18 protein-coding genes and 1 pseudogene are annotated in these 18,587 nt (G+C 72.9%); 12 read left to right on the forward strand and 7 right to left on the reverse strand.

What is annotated here, in order from left to right; all coding sequences use genetic code 11:
- Positions 1-228: pseudogene (locus ACFYP3_RS27815) on the forward strand (hypothetical protein); the annotation flags it as partial.
- 62 nt (positions 229-290) lie between these two features.
- On the opposite strand, the gene ACFYP3_RS27820 reads toward ACFYP3_RS27815, so the two are convergent.
- The gene (locus ACFYP3_RS27820; protein WP_388838010.1) at positions 291-737 is read right to left on the reverse strand and encodes a nitroreductase/quinone reductase family protein; all 447 of its coding nucleotides are present in this window, start codon (positions 735-737) and stop codon (positions 291-293) included.
- Positions 738-843: 106 nt separating this feature from the next.
- On the opposite strand from ACFYP3_RS27820, the gene ACFYP3_RS27825 reads away from it, so the two are divergent.
- Positions 844-1,788: a LysR family transcriptional regulator gene (locus ACFYP3_RS27825; RefSeq protein ID WP_388838013.1), complete on the forward strand. Its 945-nt coding sequence runs from the start codon at positions 844-846 to the stop codon at positions 1,786-1,788.
- Positions 1,789-1,952: 164 nt separating this feature from the next.
- Here the strand turns inward: ACFYP3_RS27825 and ACFYP3_RS27830 are convergent, their stop codons facing one another.
- Positions 1,953-2,138, reverse strand: a complete 186-nt coding sequence (locus ACFYP3_RS27830) for a hypothetical protein (RefSeq protein ID WP_030714122.1) — start codon at positions 2,136-2,138, stop codon at positions 1,953-1,955.
- A gap of 188 nt (positions 2,139-2,326) precedes the next feature.
- Between ACFYP3_RS27830 and ACFYP3_RS27835 the strand changes: the two genes are divergently transcribed.
- The gene (locus tag ACFYP3_RS27835; RefSeq protein WP_388838016.1) at positions 2,327-3,676 is read left to right on the forward strand and encodes a carbohydrate-binding protein; all 1,350 of its coding nucleotides are present in this window, start codon (positions 2,327-2,329) and stop codon (positions 3,674-3,676) included.
- A gap of 69 nt (positions 3,677-3,745) precedes the next feature.
- Here ACFYP3_RS27835 and ACFYP3_RS27840 read toward each other — a convergent pair whose 3' ends face one another.
- From ACFYP3_RS27840 to ACFYP3_RS27850, 3 genes are read right to left on the reverse strand one after another with little or no spacing between them, the layout of a single operon-like run.
- A complete protein-coding gene (locus ACFYP3_RS27840) occupies positions 3,746-4,762 on the reverse strand; it encodes a YdcF family protein (RefSeq protein WP_388838019.1) in 1,017 nt (338 codons plus the stop codon).
- A gap of 23 nt (positions 4,763-4,785) precedes the next feature.
- The gene (locus ACFYP3_RS27845; protein WP_388838022.1) at positions 4,786-6,366 is read right to left on the reverse strand and encodes an amidohydrolase family protein; all 1,581 of its coding nucleotides are present in this window, start codon (positions 6,364-6,366) and stop codon (positions 4,786-4,788) included.
- A 10-nt stretch (positions 6,367-6,376) separates the two neighbouring features.
- Positions 6,377-7,663: an alanine racemase gene (locus ACFYP3_RS27850; RefSeq protein WP_388838025.1), complete on the reverse strand. Its 1,287-nt coding sequence runs from the start codon at positions 7,661-7,663 to the stop codon at positions 6,377-6,379.
- Between the two features lie 202 nt (positions 7,664-7,865).
- Between ACFYP3_RS27850 and ACFYP3_RS27855 the strand changes: the two genes are divergently transcribed.
- Together ACFYP3_RS27855 and ACFYP3_RS27860 are read left to right on the forward strand one after the other, a co-directional pair.
- Complete coding sequence (locus tag ACFYP3_RS27855) at positions 7,866-8,618, forward strand: IclR family transcriptional regulator (protein WP_388838028.1); 753 nt, start codon at positions 7,866-7,868, stop codon at positions 8,616-8,618.
- Positions 8,615-9,052, forward strand: coding sequence for a RidA family protein (locus tag ACFYP3_RS27860; protein ID WP_388838031.1), 438 nt, complete (start codon positions 8,615-8,617; stop codon positions 9,050-9,052). Before ACFYP3_RS27855 ends, ACFYP3_RS27860 begins: the two co-directional genes overlap by 4 nt.
- A gap of 63 nt (positions 9,053-9,115) precedes the next feature.
- Here ACFYP3_RS27860 and ACFYP3_RS27865 read toward each other — a convergent pair whose 3' ends face one another.
- Entirely contained in the window at positions 9,116-10,447 is a 1,332-nt protein-coding gene (locus ACFYP3_RS27865) for a M14 family metallopeptidase (protein WP_388838034.1), read from the reverse strand.
- A gap of 124 nt (positions 10,448-10,571) precedes the next feature.
- Positions 10,572-12,272: a chitinase gene (locus ACFYP3_RS27870; protein WP_388838037.1), complete on the reverse strand. Its 1,701-nt coding sequence runs from the start codon at positions 12,270-12,272 to the stop codon at positions 10,572-10,574.
- A 372-nt stretch (positions 12,273-12,644) separates the two neighbouring features.
- On the opposite strand from ACFYP3_RS27870, the gene ACFYP3_RS27875 reads away from it, so the two are divergent.
- The 7 genes from ACFYP3_RS27875 to ACFYP3_RS27905 are packed head-to-tail and all read left to right on the forward strand — an operon-like array spanning position 12,645 to position 18,584.
- The gene (locus tag ACFYP3_RS27875; RefSeq protein ID WP_388838040.1) at positions 12,645-13,535 is read left to right on the forward strand and encodes a hypothetical protein; all 891 of its coding nucleotides are present in this window, start codon (positions 12,645-12,647) and stop codon (positions 13,533-13,535) included.
- Positions 13,536-13,583: 48 nt separating this feature from the next.
- Positions 13,584-14,288 carry a Flp pilus assembly protein CpaB gene (gene cpaB, locus ACFYP3_RS27880; RefSeq protein ID WP_388838043.1) on the forward strand — a complete coding sequence of 235 codons (705 nt, stop codon included), beginning with the start codon at positions 13,584-13,586 and terminating at the stop codon, positions 14,286-14,288.
- Between the two features lie 10 nt (positions 14,289-14,298).
- Positions 14,299-15,570: a CpaE family protein gene (locus tag ACFYP3_RS27885; RefSeq protein WP_388838046.1), complete on the forward strand. Its 1,272-nt coding sequence runs from the start codon at positions 14,299-14,301 to the stop codon at positions 15,568-15,570.
- 3 nt (positions 15,571-15,573) lie between these two features.
- Positions 15,574-15,933, forward strand: a complete 360-nt coding sequence (locus tag ACFYP3_RS27890) for a TadE/TadG family type IV pilus assembly protein (protein ID WP_388838049.1) — start codon at positions 15,574-15,576, stop codon at positions 15,931-15,933.
- A 1-nt stretch (position 15,934) separates the two neighbouring features.
- Positions 15,935-16,303, forward strand: a complete 369-nt coding sequence (locus ACFYP3_RS27895; RefSeq protein WP_388838052.1) for a TadE/TadG family type IV pilus assembly protein — start codon at positions 15,935-15,937, stop codon at positions 16,301-16,303.
- Positions 16,300-17,649, forward strand: a complete 1,350-nt coding sequence (locus tag ACFYP3_RS27900; protein WP_388838055.1) for a CpaF family protein — start codon at positions 16,300-16,302, stop codon at positions 17,647-17,649. The genes ACFYP3_RS27895 and ACFYP3_RS27900 overlap by 4 nt, the downstream gene beginning before the upstream one ends.
- On the forward strand, positions 17,646-18,584 hold the full coding sequence (locus ACFYP3_RS27905; protein WP_388838058.1) for a type II secretion system F family protein: 939 nt from the start codon (positions 17,646-17,648) through the stop codon (positions 18,582-18,584). The genes ACFYP3_RS27900 and ACFYP3_RS27905 overlap by 4 nt, the downstream gene beginning before the upstream one ends.
- Positions 18,585-18,587: the final 3 nt, after the last annotated feature.

The following is an 18,587-nucleotide window of genomic DNA, read 5'->3' on the forward strand; positions in this document are numbered from 1 at the left end:
GAGGAGCCGGAGGGCCCCCCGGTGTCGACCTGGGGGACGGGGACCACTCCGGCGGAGTCTGATCAGCCGCAGGAGGAGCCGGAGAACGCCCCGGCGAACGAGGAGCCGGAGGGCCCCCCGGTGTCGACCTGGGGGACGGGGACCACTCCGGCGGAGTCTGATCAGCCGCAGGAGGAGCCGGAGAACGCCCCGGCGAGCGAGGAGCCGGAAGGCCCCCCGGCGGAGTGATGAGCCGCTGGACGTTCTGGAGAAGGTGTCGCTGGTCCCGCCGCGCGGGGATCCGTACGCAGTTACCCCTCCAGGATCACCAGCGGGATCTCGCGGGGCCGGGCGGCCCGCTGGTCGTCCTCGAACGGCGGCCAGAGGGCCGTCATCATGTCCCAGTACGTCTCCCGCTCCTCCGGCGTCGCCGTGCGCGCCACCGCCTTCACGGTGGCCGCGCCGACCTGGACGCGGACCTCCGGGTGGGCCGTGAGGTTCAGGTACCAGTGGGGGTGCTCCGGGGCGCCGTGACCCGCGGCCAGGACGACGAAACGGCCCGCGTCCTCGCCGTAGATCAGCGGGGTGCGGACGGTGCGGCCGGTACGGCGGTCCACAGTGGTGAGCAGCAGGGTGGGCACCCCGCGCCACAGGTGACCGTCGGCGCCCGCGGTGGTCACGTACGCGCGGACGTGGTCGAGCCGTGGCCCGGGTCGCGGGTCCGTGGGGTGTTCCCAGTCGACATCGAGTGCGTGCATTTACCTGTCCTTAGGGTCGTGGCCCCCTGGCGGCTAACGAGCATTAACGATTCTGGATGCGCACGACCCGTAGCGCACCCCTGTAGGTCTGGACCAAGCTCGTCGCATGGATCTGGAGCTGAGGCACCTCAAGATCGTCAGGGCCGTCGCCGACGCCGGGAGTCTGACCCGGGCCGCCACCGCCCTCGGCCTCGCGCAGCCCGCCCTCAGCACGCAGCTGAAGCGGATCGAGCGGGCGCTGGGCGGGTCGCTGTTCGTGCGCGGGCGCGAGGGCGTACGCGCCACCCCGCTCGGGGAGCTCGTCCTGGAGCGGGCGCGGGTGCTGCTGCCCGCCGTGTGCGAGCTCCAGGAGGAGGCCCGGCGGTTCGCCCGGCAGGGGGCGCACGGCCACCGGCTCGGCGGGACGCACGGTCCGCTGCTCGGCGGGCTCGTGGACCGGCTCGCGCGCGCGGAGCCCGGGGTGCCGGTGACCACGTACACCTCCTGGTCCGAGCGGGAGGTCGCCGGCAGCGTCGCCGACGGGCGGCTGGACTTCGCGCTGGTCGGGGTCTGCGGGGAGAGCGCGCCGCCCGAGCCGGGGCGGCTCGCCTGGATGGAGGTGGCGCGGGACCCGGTGCACGTGATGCTGGCCGAGGACCATCCGCTGGCCCTCGCCCCGCGCGACGAGGTCGACCTGGCCGAGCTGGCCGCCGAGGCGTGGGCGGACGTGCCGGGGGACGGGTGCTTCGGGGACTGCTTCGCCGCGGCGTGCGTGCGGGCCGGGTTCGCGCCCGCCTGCGTCTACGAGACCGACACCGCGTCGTGCGTGCACCTGGTCCAGGTCGGGCGGGCGGTCGGACTGTGCCGGGCGACGTTCCCGCCGACCCCGGGGGTGGTCACGCGGCCGCTGGCCGGGACGCCGCTGGTGTGGCGGCACCTGCTGGGCTGGCACCCGGCCGGGCGGGCCGCCGCCCGGGCCGCGGAGGTGCTGGCGCAGGCTCGGGGTGCGCATGCGGAGGCGTTGGGCAGGGCCGGGGGCCTGCGGCCCGCTCTGCCGTGGTCCGCGGCCTAGCCCGCCGCCCGGCCGCGGCTCCGCCCCGGACCCCGCGCCTCAAGCGCCGGCGGGGCTGAAAGATCGGGGCTCCGCCCCGGGCCCCGCGCCTCAAGCGCCGGCGGGGCTGAAAGACCGCGGCTGGGTGGGGCGGGGGCCGTGGGGCGGTCTTCGGCCCCGACTGCCTACGGCAGGTAGCGCTCGATGACCTGCGGGCCCTCCTTCTCCATCAGCTCGCGTGCCTTCGCGACCCGCTCCGGAGTCGGGTCGTGGCCGGTCACCATCACGAGGTCCTCGGGGTCGTACGGCCGTTCCCCGCCCGTGAAGAGCCGGTCCGACCGTGTGGGCTGCTCGTCGGGTTCACTGACCATCGCGTACCTCCTACGGTTTCCCCTGGCCCCATGGTCCGACCCCCGGCCCATGAACGCACCTCGGCGCCCGCCACGCCGCGGGCATAGCACCGGGGGAGGGGCCAACCGGCAGCTCCCGCCCGCCGGTTCGGGTTCCTACGGTTTCCGCAGACGCCACCGGAAAGCCCCGGAAACCGAGGAGACCCCCCATGCTCAAGCGACACGCCCGCACGGCGTGTACCGCCCTGGCCGCCGCCGGGCTGCTGCTGGCCGGGACGGGCGGCGCCACCGCCGACTCGGCCCCCGCCGCCCCCTCGGCGGCGGCCACCCTGCGCACCGCCGACGCCCCGCCCGAGCTGCTCGCCGCCATGCGGCGCGACCTCGGCCTGACCCCCACGCAGGCCAAGGCCCGACTGGCGCACGAGGCCGAGGCGGGGGCCATGGCCGCCCGGCTGCGGGACCGGCTCGGCGCGGCCTTCGCCGGGGCCTGGGTGGACGGGGCCGACGCCGCCACCCTCACCGTCGCCACCACCCGCGCGGCCGACACCGCCGCGATACGGGCCACCGGCGCCAGGCCGCGGCTCGTCACCCGCGCCCTGGCCGACCTGGACTCCGCCAAGGCGGCCCTGGACCGGGCGGCCACCGCCGGGACGCCCGTGCGCTACGTCGACCCGCGTTCCAACACCCTGGTCGTCGAGGAGGCCGAGCCGGGCGCGGCAGCGCGGCTGCTGGCCGCCACCGGGACCGACGCGGCCCTGGTCACGGTGGTCCGTACGGCCGAGGCCCCGCGTCCGCTCTACGACCTGCGCGGCGGCGACGCGTACTACATGAACGGCAGCGGCCGCTGCTCGGTCGGCTTCCCCGTCACCAAGGGGACCGTGAACGGCTTCGCCACCGCCGGGCACTGCGGTCGCGCCGGCACCACCACCAGCGGCTTCAACCAGGTCGCGCAGGGCTCCTTCCAGGCCTCGGTCTTCCCCGGCAACGACATGGCCTGGGTCGCCGCCAACGCGCAGTGGACCTCCACCCCGTACGTGAAGGGCAGCGGAGGTGCGAACGTGCAGGTCACGGGCTCGGTGCTGCAGCCCGTCGGGGCCTCGGTGTGCCGTTCCGGCTCGACCACGGGCTGGCACTGCGGCACGATCCAGCAGCACGGCACCAGCGTCACCTACCCCGAGGGCACCATCTCCGGAGTGACCCGTACGACGGTCTGCGCCGAGCCGGGCGACTCCGGCGGTTCCTACCTCTCCGGCAGCCAGGCCCAGGGCGTGACCTCGGGCGGCTCCGGCGACTGCTCCGGCGGCGGGACCACCTTCTTCCAGCCGCTGAACCCGATCCTGTCGGCGTACGGACTGACCCTCAAGGTCACCGGCAGCGACCCGGGCCCGGGCCCCGGCCCCGGCGAGCCCGAGCCGGGCGGCACCTGGCGGGCGGGCACGGTCTACGCGGCCGGCGCCACCGTCACTTACGGCGGCGCGAGCTACCGCTGCCTCCAGGGGCACCAGGCGCAGCCGGGCTGGGAGCCGCCGAACGTCCCGGCCCTCTGGCAGCGCCTGTAGCGGCGGGAGGGTGCGGGCCGGTGCCGTGGCTGCCAAGGGGGGAGTCACGGCACCTCCGCCAGCCCCGGGTCAGACGAGGACCGCGGCCAGGGTGCCGAGGGCGCCGAGCACGGTCAGCAGGCCGCAGATCGCGAGGTTCACCGTCCGGTGCTCCCAGAAGACCGCGACGAACTCCCGGATGGTGGCGCTCGGCCAGTAGTACTTCGCGGTGGGCGAGCCCAGCACCTGCCCGTTGACGCCGGTCTTGCGCGCCAGCATCGCCGCCCGGAAGGCGTGGAAGTTGTTGGTGACCACCACGCACCGGTAGTCCGGATCGTGCGCCTCCATGAGCTCCCGGCTGAAGCGCATGTTCTCCTCGGTCGTGGTGGAGCGGTCCTCCAGCAGGACGTGCTCCGCCGGCACGCCCTCCGCGATCAGCCAGTCCGCCATCGCCCGGGCCTCGGTGACCTTCTCGTCCGAGCCCTTGCCGCCCGAGACGAGCAGCATCGGCGGCCGGCCGCCCCGGGCCAGCTGGGCCGCGTAGATCTGCTGTCCCTTGCGTAGGCGCGAGGCCAGCAGCGGCGGCACGCGGTCCCCGCCGATGAGGCCCGAGCCGAGCATGACCACGTGGTCGACGTCGCCGCGGACCTTGATCCGGCCGTAGAGGAAGGCGTAGCCCAGGAAGCAGAAGAAGACGAAGGAGACGTAGCCGGCCACCACGGTGAGCGTTCCGGCGATGCCGCCCAGTACGGGGGAGCCGACGACGCCGACGAGGACCAGCAGGGCGATCAGCGCGAAGATCGCGAGGCCCGCGAGCATCGACAGCAGGTTGGCCGGCCGCAGGCCCTCCTTGCGGACCATGGTCACGCCGTTGCGGACGAGGAAGACGCCGAGCGCCAGGATGCCGAACGCGGGTGAGGCGAAGGCGAGTACGGCGACCGTGACGGCCGCCCAGGTGGGCAGCCTGCCCACCTGGAGGAAGAGCGCCGAGCAGGCGCTGAGGAAGGTCAGCCCCAGGAGCACGGCGTTGCTGAAGCGGCGCCGGTCCCGCCGGACGCTGATGCAGAACGCGAGGAACAGCAGGGCGGAGAGGGCGAAGGCGACCATGCCGCCCATCGTAGGTGTCCGATCTACCGGTGATCCCGGGCGGTGCGGCGCACGGAACGTCCGGCCAGCACGTCCGTCCGGCGCCCGTCGCGCAGGACGAACCGCCCCTCGATCAGGACGTGCGGGATGCCCGTCGGCAGCACCCGCGGCCGCTCGTACGTGGATCCGGCGGCGACCGTGCCGGGGTCGAAGAGGACGAGGTCGGCGCGGTACCCGACGCGGACCAGGCCGCGGTCGGGCAGGCGCAGGCGCGCCGCGGGCCGGCCGGCCAGGTGCGCCACGCACTCCTCCAGGGAGAGCAGGCCGAGTTCTCGGACGTAGTGGCCGAGGTAGTGCGGGAAGGTCCCGTAGGCGCGCGGGTGCGGCTTCGCGCCCTGGAGGATGCCGTCGGATCCGCCGGTGTGGACGCGGTGGCGCATGATCGCCCGGACGTTCTCCTCGTGGCCGACGTGCTGGAGGACGGTCGGCGCGAGCCGGTCGTCCAGCAGCAGCCGGCGGGCGGTCTCCCAGCCGTCCAGGCGCGTGCCGACGTACCGGGCGAGGGCGGGATCGGCGACGCCGGATATCTCGACCGTCGCCCAGTCGACGGGGACGCCGTGGCAGCCGTCCGCGCCCTCCACCTCCATCGCCCGGCGGATCCGCCCGGCCTGGGCGTCGTCGCGCAGGCGGGCCAGGACCGCCTCCGGGCCGCCCTCGTTCGCCCAACTGGGCAGGAGGGCCACCAGGGTGGTGCAGCCGGGGGTGTACGGGTAGCTGTCGAGGGTGATGTCGGCGCCCTCGGCCAGGGCCGCGTCGAGCAGGGCGAGCAACTCGGGCGCACGGCCCTCGTTCTCGCCGAAGTTCATGGTGGCGTGGGCCAGGTGCAGGGCGCAGCCGGCTTCCCGGGTCAGCGCGATCATCTCGGCGTACGCGGCCGGCGCGCCGCGGCCGTACGAGCGGTGGTGCGGGCAGTAGTAGCCGCCGTACTCCGCCACCACCCGGCACAGTGCGGTCAGTTCGGCGTCGGAGGCGTACATGCCGGGGGTGTAGGTGAGGCCGGAGGACAGGCCGACGGCGCCCTCGGCCAGGCCGTCGGCGACGAGCTGCCGCATCCGGTCCAGCTCGGCCGCGGTCGCGGGGCGGTCCTCCCAGCCGAGGGCGTAGGCGCGGACGGTGCCCTGCGGGACGAGGTAGGCGGCGTTGACGGCGATGCCGTGGCCGCCGTGGGCCCGGTCCAGGCGGTCGAGGTAGCCGCCGACCGTGCGCCAGTCGAAGTCGACGTCGTCCCCGGGGCCGTTCCACCCCGCGATGGCGGCCCGTACCTCGCCGAGGGTCCGGTCGTCGGCCGGCGCGTACGACAGGCCGTCCTGGCCGAGGACTTCGAGGGTCACGCCCTGGGCGGCCTTCGCGCTGTGGTCCGGATCGCGGAGCAGGGCGAGGTCGCTGTGGGCGTGCATGTCGACGAAGCCGGGCGCGAGGGCCAGGCCGTGCGCGTCGAGGGTCCGGCGGCCCCCGGGGAGCGAGCCGATCTCGGCGATCCGTCCCTCGTGGACGCCGACGTCCGCGGTGTACGAGGGCCCGCCCGTGCCGTCGACGACGCGGGCCCCCCGGATGACCAGGTCCACCGGTCCGTTCCTAGAAGAAGGTGCGGACGTAGTCGGTGACGGTGCCGTCGGCCTCCACGACGGGGATCAGCGGCCACTTCTCGAAGATCGTGCAGGGGTGGGACATGCCGAGGGCCACCCAGTCGCCGACCTGCACGTCGTCCGCCGAGTCGGTCTCCAGCCAGGCGTGCTGGTCGGACAGTTTGACCACGCGGATGCCGGTGGCGGGGCGTTCGACGCCGGTGAGGGCGTCACGGACCAGCTCGGCCTCGGGCAGGCCCAGGTCGTAGGCGATGTCGCGCTTGCCGGCGTTGACGAAGGCCTGGGTGGGGGAGGGGCGGGAGACGACCTGGGTCCACAGCCGGAACGCGGGCCGCAGACCGCCCTCTTCGGGATGGCGGTTGAAGGGGGTGAGGCGGGTGTACCAGCCGTGGTCGTGGGAGACGTACGCGCCGGACCGGAGCAGCTTCAGGGTGGGGCGGGACAGCTCCGGCAGCTCGGCGAAGACGTCGGCGACGGCGTCGAACCAGGCGGAGCCGCCGGCGCTGACGACGATCTCCTCCAGGTCGGCGGCGAACCGCCCGGCCTTGTCGAACTCGACGGCCAGGGCGGTGAGCCGGCGCAGGTACGCGTGGACGCGGTCCGGGTCGGCGTCGGGCACCTCGGCCTCGTAGCCGCCCACGCCGACCAGCCGCAGGGTGGCGGTGGCGGCGACCGCGTCGGCGACGGCGCGGCAGTCCTCTTCGGTACGGGCCCCGGTGCGGGCGCTCTCGCCGGCGCCGAGCTCGACGACGACGTCGACCACGGCCGGGGCGTCGCGCAGGGCCCGGTCCATGAGGTGGACCCCGCGCACGGAGTCGACGTAGCAGACGAAGCGGAAGTCGGGGTCGGCGGCGAGCTCGCCCGCGACCCAGCGCAGGGCGGCCGCATCGACGAGCTCGTTGGCGAGGAAGATCCGCTGGATGCCGAAGGCGCGGTAGACGCGCGCCTGGTGGGGAACGGCCGCGGTGATGCCCCACGCGCCGTGGTCCAGCTGGCGGCGGAAGAGCTGCGGGGCCATGCAGGTCTTGCCGTGCGGGGCGAAGGCGAGGTCGTGCCGGGCGGCGTAGGCGCCGAGCGCGGCGAGGTTGTGCTCCAGCGCGTCGGCGTCGAGGGTCAGGACGGGCGTGGTGAAGCCGCCGGTGTGGAGGTCCCGTCGCTGGGCGGCGAGCTGCCCGACGGTGAGGCCCTGCGTCAGGGCGTCCGGCGGGAGCCCCTTGAACCGGTGGTCTACGGGCTCGTCGGCGAGGTCCTGGACGGGGTCGCTGGCGCTGGCCATGCGGATGCCTCCGGGGGGTTGCGTGATGTGCAACGGTCGTTGCGTATGCCGCTGCATGCTGTCTAACATCCCGGGTGACGGCGGGTCAACGCGCGGCGCGGCAGCCGGGGCCGAAGATCAGCCCCCCCCGGCGTCGGGGGCGCCGGGGCCGGGGCGGAGCCCGGCGGCGAAGCCGTACCAGCGGCGACAACGGAGGCACGGCATGAGCCAGTCGGTGGAGCGGGCGCTCCGGATCCTGCCGCTGCTCGCGAAGGGCCCCGCCCCCCTGGGGGCGGTCGCGGACGAGCTCGGCGTGCACAAGAGCACCGCCCTGCGCCTGCTGCGCACGCTGGACGAGCACGGCTTCGTCTACCGCCAGCCCGACGGCCGCTACCGGCTGGGGTCGAGGCTCTTCGCGCTCGCCGCCGAGGCCGTCGAGAACCTCGACGTCCGGGAGATCGCGCACCCCCACCTCGTCGAGCTCAACCGGGCCACCGGCCACACCGTGCACCTCGCCCTCCACCAGGACGACGAGGTCGTGTACGTCGACAAGGTCGACAGTCGCTACCCCGTCCGCATGTACTCCCGCATCGGCAGGCCCGTCCCGCTCACGGTCGCCGCAGTCGCCAAGCTGCTCCTCGCCGACCTGCCCGAGGCCGAGCGCCGGGCCCTCGCCGAGCGGATCGAGTACCCCCGCTACACCCCCCGTTCCACCCCGGACGCCGCCGCCTTCCTCCGCGAGCTGGACCTCGTGCGCGAGCAGGGCTGGGCCACCGACCTCGGCGGGCACGAGGAGTCCCTCAACTGCCTCGGCGCGCCCGTGCACGGGCCGGACGGGCGGGTCGTCGCCGCGCTGTCCGTCTCCGCGCCCGGCGTGGTCGTCTCCGCCGAGGGGCTCCTCGCCCTGCTGCCGCAGGTACTCCGTACCGCCGTCGCCATCAGCCAGGACTACTCAGGAGCACAGGAGAGCACGTGACCGCGAACACCGCAGGCACCGCAGACACCGCGAAGACCGCCATCACCCCCGGCACCCACACCGTCCCGCCCGCGAGGTTCTCGCACGGCGTGCGCAAGGGGAACATCCTCCAGGTCGCCGGCCAGGTCGGCTTCCTCCCGCACGTCGAGGGGCAGCCGCCCACCCCCGCCGGACCGACGCTGCGCGAGCAGACCCTCCAGACGCTGGAGAACGTCCGCTCCGTCCTGGAGGCGGGCGGCGCGAGCTGGGACGACGTGCTGATGATCCGCGTCTACCTCACCGACACCGGGCACTTCGCCGAGATGAACGGCGTCTACGACGCCTACTTCGAGCAGCAGGGCCTCAAGGAGGCCCCCGCCGCCCGCACCACCGTCTACGTGGGCCTGCCGGCGGGGCTGCTCGTCGAGATCGACGCCCTCGCCGTCCTCGGCTGAGCCCCGGCCGGACACGCGGGCGGGGCGCCCCCCTGGCGGCGGGGCGCCCCGTTCACACGCGTGCTACGTGCAGTACTGCGCTTCCTTGCCGATCGAGCGGTACATGCAGTCCGCGTTCTCCAGCAGCTGGAGCACGGCGTCCTTGTTCCGCGCGGTCTCGCGGTCGATCACCTCGTCCGGCGGGTAGAAGCCGCCCCCGCCGCTCTCCGGGTACATCTCGAAGGTGTAGGCGAAGATCTTCTGGTTGCCCCACAGCCAGTCGTCGATCGTGCCGTCGGTGATGTACAGGTCGCTCGACTGCTCCGGCGTGTAGCCGTTGCTCGCCGCCATGCTCGTGCCGATCTTCTTGTAGACGGCGAGGTCGTCGGCGGTCAGGCCGGGTGCGGTGTCGTTGTAGGTCCAGCCGAAGGGCCACAGGACCAGTTCGCTGTACGTGTGGAAGTCGATCGCGGCCTTGATCTGCTGCTTGCCGCCGATCACCCGGCTGCGGACGAAGTCCGAGACGACCTTCACCTCGGGCGCCGACTCGGCGGCCGCGCCCCGGTAGGTCTCGGAGCTCTTGCTGCTGCTGGAGCCGCCGCAGCAGCCCCACTTGTAGTTCCAGTTCCGGTTCTCGTCCGTGCCGACGTAGGAGGAGCCGCTGTTGGGCTGGCGGTTCTTGCGCCAGGAACGGTAGGAGCCGGTGGCGATGTCGTACTCGCCGCCGTCCGGGTTGAGGTCCGGGACGATCCAGATCTCGCGGCTGTCGACGGCGTTGGTGACCCGGGAGTCGGTGCCGTACTTGGAGCCGAACTCCTTGAGCAGGTAGAGCGCCATCTCGACGGTCAGGTGCTCACGGGCGTGCTGGTGGTGGGTGAAGAGCACCTCGGGCTCGGCCTCGTCGGTCGCGACGTTGTCGCTGATCTTGATGGCGATGAGGTCCCGGCCCTGGTACGACTTCCCGATCACCCGTTTGCTCATGATGCCCGGGTACTGGGCGATGCGCTGGTCGATCTCCGCGTTCATCTCGGCGTAGTTGTGGTACTTCGAGTCCGCGGAGGGGAAGTCCATCGGGCTGGCCGCGATGCCGGGCACGGAGCGGTCCGGCGGTCCGGGCAGCGCGGTGAGCCGGTAGCCGAGCGCGCGCAGGTCCTTCGCCTGCATGGTGTCCGCGCTGACCACGACCGTGTGGTCGTCCACCTCGTCGATCGAGACGCCCGTACGGAGCAGGGCGGTGCGGTCGGCGGGGGTGGAGGGGCCGTGGATCCGGTACTGGACGATGGCCTCGTCCTGGGTGGCGGTGGACGGGGTGGGCGGTGGCGATGCCGTCGCGCTCATGCCGTAGGCGGGTGCGCCCAGCGCGAGCGCCAGCAGGGCCGCCGTGACGGCGGCCCTCCGGCGGGTATGGAGCCGCATGCGTTCTCCTGGGTGGGAGTGTGGGGGTAGCCGTGCGGACGCGCACAGCGTGCTCTCATGGCATGTCCCGGTCAAGGACCCGCCGTGCGGGCCGAACCGATCCGGCCACCCCCACACGTACCGCCTACGGGAGCCCGTGGACCTTGGGACCCACCGAGTTCGACCAAGCACTACCCGCCTTGGCGTCCCAGTTGGTCGACCAGGTCATCGCACCGCGCAGCCCCGGGTAGGTCTTCGACGGCTTGAAGGATCCGCAGTTCGTCCCCCTGGCCAGGCAGTCCAGGGCGTTGTTGACGACGGTCGGGGAGACGTAGCCGCTGCCCGCGCCGCTCGGCGAGGCCGGGACGCCGATGCCCACCTGGGAGGGGTCGAGGCCGCCCTCCAGCTGGATGCAGGCGAGCGCGGTGAGGAAGTCCACCGAGCCCTGGGAGTAGACCTTGCCGTCGCAGCCGTTCATCGAGCCGCTGTTGTAGTACTGCATGTTGACGACGGTGAGGATGTCCTTGATGTTCAGCGCCGTCTTGAAGTAGCCGCCCTGCGTGGACTGCATGTCGATGGTCTGCGGGGCCATGGTGATGACCAGCGACGGGCCGGCCTTCGCGGACAGCGAGCGCAGCGCCTGCGTCATGTAGGTCGGGTTGAGGCCGTTCTCCAGGTCGATGTCGATGCCGGTGAAGCCGTACTCCTGCATCAGGGCGTACGCGGAGTTCGCGAGGTTGTTCGCGGAGGCCGAGTCGTTGACCGAGATGGTCCCCTTCTCACCGCCGACGGAGAGGATGACCGACTTGCCGGCCGCCTTCTTCGCGGCGATGTCGGCCTTGAACTGGGCGACCGTGTAACCGCCGAGGCCGGCCGAGTCGAGGTTGAAGGCGATGGCGCCGGGCGTGGTGGTCGCGTCGGCGAAGGAGACGGCGATGATGTCGTACTGCGCGGAGACGTCGGAGATCTTCTGGACGGTCGCGCCGTTGTTGAAGTTCTGCCAGTAGCCGGTCAGGGCGTGCTTGGGGACGGCCGGACCGGGTCCCGGCCCGGGGCCGGTGCCGGTCGTGGTGCCGGTGACCGGGGCGGACTTGGCGCCCTCGCCCGCGGCGTTGTACGCGCTCACCTGGAAGGAGTGCGAGGTGGCGGCGGCGAGCCCGGTGATCTGGGTGGAGGCGCCGGAGGTGACGGTCTGGACGCGGACGCCGTCCTGATACACGTAATACCCGGCGGCCCCGCCGACCGCGTTCCACGAAAGGGTGAGAGCGCTCGCGCTCTGGCCGGAAACGGCGGTCCCCCCGGGGGCTCCCGGGACGCTCGGGCCGGGGTCCGTGCCGCCGCCGCCGTCCGGCCCGAAGACGCTGAACTCGTCGACGACGTAGGCCGGCTGGCCGTACCAGCCGTGCGTGTAGACCGTGACCTGGGTGGTGCTCGGGCCGGTGGTGAAGGTGGTGGAGAGCTTCTGCCAGCCCGCGCCCGATCCGGGGGTCCAGGTGGACACGTCCTGGGTACCGGTCCCGGTCGCGCCGAGGTAGACGTAGCTGCCCTGGACCTGCGTGCTGAGCGTGTAGGTCGAGTTCGGCTTGACTGTGACGGTCTGACTACAGCGGGCGTTGTCCTGTCCGGCCGGGGTGGCCTTCAGGGCGCCGGCTCCGGCGTACACGGGCGAGGAGACGGAGGCGCCGGTTCCGCCGGTGCAGGACCAGTTGGCGAGGCCCGACTCGAAGCCGCCGTTGCGGGCGACGTTGACGTCGACGGCCTGTGCGGTACCGGTGGCGAGGGCCGTCAGGGCGCCCGCGGCGAGGGTGACGGCGAGGGGGAGGGCGAGGGAGCGTATCCGGTTCACGTGGGCTCCGGTGGGGGGAGGAAGGTGGTGAAGGAAGAGGGGGACCGGGTGGGGTGGGTCCGACTCAAGGCGTGCGCTGCCAAGTTGGTCCAGACCAATCCTCGTGTCAAGAGTCTTCGCGATGTGGCTTGAAATGACCGAAGCGTCGATCCCTGTTGTCCGGGTTTCCCGCCACCTGTGACAGAGGGCGGTCGCACGGGAATCGGCAAGGCCCTGCCCCGCCTGGGGTGACGCGGATATGGTGCTGAGGCAAGGGGGAAGCTCGTCGATCGTTTGCGGTCGCGCAGTGGGTGCGCGTGCGCGGCGTCTTCGCGTCCGGCGCGCGACGGGCCCGTGGCACACGGGGTGAACGTGGGGAACGGGGGAATTCACGTGCCGACCGCCATCGCTGTCACCAGCGCCGATCTGGTCCTTCCGGCCCCTGACCGGCACACACCCGGGGCCGCCGTGCTGCACCCGCCCGAGCAGCTCGACCTGGAGGGCGCCCTCGCCGAGACCGGCGCCCTGCTGGAGCGGCACGGCCACCTCGTGGCCCTCGTGCCGCCCTGGCTGCCGCGCGCCACCGTCCAGCGGCTGCACACCGTACGCGCCATCCTGGAGACCGACCGGATCGCGCTCCTCGGCATCGACCTGCCGCCGCTGGGCACGGCCCTGCTGGTCCGTCAGCTGCGCCAGCTCAGCGTCTGCGACTTCAGCCCCGGGATCATCGCCTCCGCGGCCCGGCTGCTGTCCCACTACGTCTACGCGGGCGCCCTCCTGGGCTCGGTCGCCAAGCTCGACCGCGTCCGGGTCCCGGTCGGGCTGGGGGCACACGCCCGGTCCTGGTCGCCGAGCGCGCAGTTCGCCGTACTGGCCCACCCGACGCCGCACCTGGCCAAGCTCGGGGCCGCCGGGGCGCAGGCCTCGGCGGCGGTGCCCGCCGGACCCGGCTTCGCCACGCAGCTCACCTTCGCCCGCGGCCAGCTCACCTCCGACTGGGTCACGGCCGAACTGGCCCCCGCCTGGCAGGTGCAGGGCGTCCTGGAGAACCCGCTGCCGGCCGGCTCGCCCGGCTGGTGGGGCACCCAGAAGCTCGTCGAGTTCGCGGCCGGCATCCCGGACCTGTCCGTGCTCTACCAGCTCGTCGCCTCGGTCCGCCGCGAGCAGTGCCGCTGGTGCGGCCTCGAACTCATCGGCGACCGCTGCGGCTTCTGCGCCGCCCCGCTCACGGCCGCGCCCGCCGCGCCACCGCCCCCGGCGAGCACCGCCCGATCCAGACCCTGACCGACCGACCCCTGCGAACGAACGAAGAACGGCGAGGTAGGAAGACCGATGAACTCACGCCAGCGCCGCGGCGTCATCCTGCTGCTCCTGTCGGTCCTGTGCGCCCTGGGGGCCTTCGCCGGAGTCCTCGTGGTGATCGGCGACGTCAACTCCAAGGTCGGGGCCGAGGTCGTGGCCTACCGCGCCAAGGGCGACATAGCGCCGTACAGCCCGCTCGCCGCAGGCCAGTTCGAGGAAGTGCGGATCCCCGAGCGCTGGCTGTCCGAGACCGCCGTCACCGACCTCGGCGCGCTCAAGGACAAGATCGCCCTCACCACCCTGAAGAAGGGCTCGCTGCTCCAGACGGACATGTTCGTGGACCGTCCGCAGCTCCAGCCCGGCGAGCAGGAGATCGCCATCATGATCGACGCGGCGACCGGCGTGGCCGGCAAGATCACCTCCGGCGCCAAGGTCAACATCATCGCCACCTTCAAGGGCGCCAAGGACACCGACCCCTCACGGTCGGTGATCATCGTCGCCAACGCCCGCGTCCTGGGCGTCGGCCGGCTCACCGCCCTCGAAGCCAAGGACAGCGACCGCAAGGGCCCCGCCGAGGCGGTCCCGATCACCTTCGCCCTGAACACCAAGGACACCCAGCGCGTCGCCTACGCCGAGTCCTTCGCGGAACACGTACGCCTGGCCCTGGTGGCCCCCGGCACCGACTCGGCACCCGCCCCGGGCGACCGTACGTACACCCTCGACGGGGACAAGTGAGGCAGCACGGATGACCACCCGAATCCTCCCCGCGGCCGGCGACCCGGACGCCGCGCGTGCCCTCTCCACCCTCCTCGGCCAGCTCCCGTCGGCAGAGCCGGCCGCACCGGTCCCCGACTCGACCACGCTGCTGGACATGCTCGCCCGGCTGGCCGTCGACTCCATCGACGAACTGCCCGAGGTCGTCCTCGTCCACGAGCGCATCGGCCCGGTGCCCGCACTGGAACTGATCCGCGAGGTCGCCCTGCGCTTCCCCGCGGTGGGCGTCGTCCTGGTCTCCTCCGACGTCGGCCCCGCGCTCTTCTCCGCCGCCATGGACGCGGGCGCGCGCGGCCTGATCGGCCTCCCGCTCTCCTACGAGGAACTCGCCGCCCGCGTCCAGGCCGCCGCCCAGTGGGCCGTGGGCGTACGCCGCCACCTCGGCAAGGGCTCGGCCGCCGACGTCTTCACGGGGCCGGGCGGCCGCGTGGTCACCGTCACCGGAGCCAAGGGCGGGGTCGGCACCACCTTCACCGCCGTGCAGTTCGCGCTGGCCGCGGCCGCCTCGGGGCGGCGTACGGCACTGGTCGACATGGACCTCCAGGCGGGCGACGTGGGCTCGTACCTCGACGTGCAGTTCCGCCGCTCGATCGCCGACCTCGCCGGGATCCAGGACGTCTCCCCGCGGGTCCTCCAGGACGCCGTGTACGACGACCGCACCGGCCTGGCGCTGCTGCTGGCCCCCGCCGACGGGGAGCGGGGCGAGGAGGTCGACGACCGCGCCGCCCGGCACATCGTCGGGGCGCTGCGCAGCCGCTACGAACTCGTCGTCATCGACTGCGGCACCCAGGTGACCGGCGCGAACGCCGCCGCCGTGGAGATGGCGGACGTGGCGGTGCTGGTCACCACCCCGGACGTGGTCGCGGTACGGGCGGCGAAGCGGATGGTCCGCATGTGGGAACGCCTCCAGGTGCGCAAGGCGGAGGACACGACGATGGTCGTCAACCGCTGGAGCAAGCACACGGAGATCCAGCCCGCCCTGATCGAGAAGATCACCAAGACCCGCGCCACCCGCACCCCCGTCCCGGCCGCCTTCAAGGAACTCCAGGCGGTGGTCGACGCGGGCCGGGTCCAGGACCTCGACAACCGCTCGACGGTCAAGCAGGCGCTGTGGACGCTGGCGGGCGAACTCGGCCTCCTGTCCGCCCCGGACACCGCCGCGGCCCCCGCCACCCCGGGCGCGGCGGTCGCGGTACGCGCCGCCGGCGCCGTCTCCCGCCTGCGCCGCGGCCGGGAGGGCTGACGGATGCCCGCCCGGAGAGGGGACCGGGGCCAGGTGGCGATCGAGTTCGTCGGCATGGTCCCGCTGATCCTGCTGCTCGTGGCGGCGGTGTGGGAGTGCGTCCTGATCGGCTACGCGTTCTCCCTGGCGGGCAACGCGGCGGACGAGGGCGCGCGGGCGGGGGCGGTGACCGGGAAGGCCGCCTGCGAGGCGGCGGCCAAGGAGCACATCGGGGACGCGTGGAAGTTCGACGTGCAGTGCGGAAAGTCCGGGGACATCTACCAGGCGAAGGTCCGCCTCGGGGTCCCGGTCCTCTTCCCGGGACTCGACTTCGGCGAGATCGACGGCACCGGCGGCGCGGCGTTGGAGAAGGAGGCGGAGTGACGTGAGGCGGCGTATCCGCTCCGATCGGGGGCAAGTGGCCCTGGAGTACATCGGTTTCGTGCCGATCCTGCTGTTCGTCGCCCTGTGCGCGATCCAGCTCGGCTGGGTCGCGTACGTCCACGAGCAGGCGGACACCGCCGCCCGTACGGCGGCGCGCGTGGAGGCCCAGCACCCGGGACGGGGGGAGGCCGCGGGTTACGCCGCCATCCGCGAAGGGCTCCCGGCGACCGTCAGCGTGCCCGCAGGGGGCGACGCGGTCACCGCGACCGTGACCATCCGGATCAACTCGATCATCCCCGGGCTTCCCGCCGGCGAGGCCAGGGCAACCGCCGTCATGCCCAACGACGACCCGAAGGTGACCGGACCATGAGCCTGCGTTCCCGGGTCAACACCCCCGACGACCGGCACAGCCCCCGCGAGGACGGCCGGCTGGTCTCCTCCTACCGCGCCAAGCTGCTGGAGGAGATCGACCTCGCCGAGATGTCCGCGCTCGCGCCCGCCGAGCGCCGGGCGCGCCTGGAGCGCGTACTCGGCCACATCATCAGCCGCGAGGGCCCCGTACTCTCCACCGTCGAGCGCGCGCAGCTGATCCGCCGCGTCGTCGACGAGGCCCTCGGCCTCGGTGTGCTCGAACCGCTCCTCGAAGACGCCTCGATCTCCGAGATCATGGTCAACGGCCCCGACCAGATCTTCGTCGAGCGCGCCGGCCGCGTGGAGCAGCTCCCGCTCCGCTTCGCCTCGCACGAGCAGCTGATGCAGACCATCGAGCGGATCGTCTCCACCGTCAACCGCCGCGTGGACGAGGCCAATCCGATGGTCGACGCGCGTCTGCCCAGCGGCGAACGCGTCAACGTCATCATCCCGCCGCTCTCCCTGACCGGCGCGACCCTCACCATCCGGCGCTTCCCGCGGGCCTTCACCCTGCACGAGATGATCGCGCTCGGCTCCCTCGACGAGCAGATGCTGCTCCTGCTGTCCGGGCTCGTCGCCGCCAAGATGAACCTGATCGTCTCCGGCGCCACCGGCACCGGCAAGACCACCCTCCTCAACGCCCTCTCCGGCCTGATCCCGGAGGGCGAGCGCATCATCACCATCGAGGACTCGGCCGAACTCCAGCTCCAGCAGGCACATGTGATCCGCCTCGAATCCCGTCCGCCGAACGTGGAGGGCAAGGGCCAGATCACCATCCGCGACCTCGTCCGCAACTCCCTCCGCATGCGCCCCGACCGCATCATCGTCGGCGAGGTCCGCGGCGGCGAGACCCTCGACATGCTCCAGGCGATGTCCACCGGCCACGACGGCTCCCTCGCCACCGTCCACGCCAACAGCTCCTCGGACGCGCTCATGCGCCTGCAGACCCTCGCCTCCATGTCGGAGGTGGAGATCCCCTTCGAGGCCCTCCAGGACCAGATCAACAGCGCCGTCAACGTCATCGTCCAGCTGACCCGCTTCGGCGACGGCTCACGCCGCATCACGGAGATCTCCATCCTGGAGTCCCACGGCCGGGAACCCTTCCGGATCACCACCGTCTGCCGCTTCGCGGCCCAGCCGATAGGGGCGGACGGGCGGGTGCACGGCTACTTCGAGTACTACCCGCTGCCGCGCCGGATCGCCGAGCGGCTCTACATGAACAACCAGCCCATCCCGCAGGCCTTCGGGGTCGCCCTGCCGGACGACCCCCTCACCACCCCGCACATCACCCGGACCGCCCTGTGAACCCACTGATCCTCCTCACCCTCGGCGCCACCCTGCTCGCGTGCGTGCTCGTCGTCGCGGGCCTGCAGGCGTACGTCGCCGGGCGCGCCCAGCGCGCCGCCCTGATCGAGCGCCTCTCGTCGAGCGGAATGCCGGAGCCCCTCGGGCGCCGGCGCCGCTTCCGGGGCGTCGACCGGCGGCTGCGCACGACCAGGCTGGGCCGCCGCATCGAGCTGAAGCTGGCGACCACCGGCCTGGACCTCACCCCGGGCGAGTTCTTCGTCTACATGCTGGGTTCCATCGCGGGCGTCTGGCTCGTCGCGTCCGCCCTCCTCGCCCCGTTCTTCGGTCCGGTGGCGGGCGTGATCGGCGTCTGGGCGGCGAACGCCTTCCTCAACTGGCAGCGGGCGCGGCGCACGGAACGGTTCATCAACCAGCTCCCCGACCTGGCCCGGATCCTCGCCAACGCCACCCAGGCCGGGCTGGCCCTGCGGACGGCCATCGGCATGGCGGCCGAGGAGCTGGAGGCTCCGGCGGGCGAGGAACTGGCGCGCGTCGCCGACCGCCTCGCCGTGGGCCACTCCATCGAGGAGTCCCTGGGCGAACTCACCGAACGTCTGCCCTCGCGGGAGCTGGTCGTCCTCGTCTCCACCCTCGTCCTGTCCGCCCGCGCGGGCGGCGCGATCGTGGACAGCCTGCGCAACCTGACGGTGACGCTGGAACAGCGCAAGGAGACCCGCCGTGAGATCCGTACCCAGCTGTCCCAGGTGACGGTGACGGCGTACCTCGTCCCGTCCATCGGACTCGGCTCGCTGCTGCTCGTCGACATGATGATGCCGGGCGCCCTGGACCGGATGACGGGCGCTTTCCTCGGCCAGACGGCCGTACTGGTCGCCCTCGGCCTCTTCGCCCTGGGCTTCATCCTCATCCGCCGCCTGTCGAAGATCGACGTGTGAGGG

Source organism: Streptomyces sp. NPDC005533 (assembly GCF_042871845.1).
Taxonomy (GTDB): domain Bacteria; phylum Actinomycetota; class Actinomycetes; order Streptomycetales; family Streptomycetaceae; genus Streptomyces.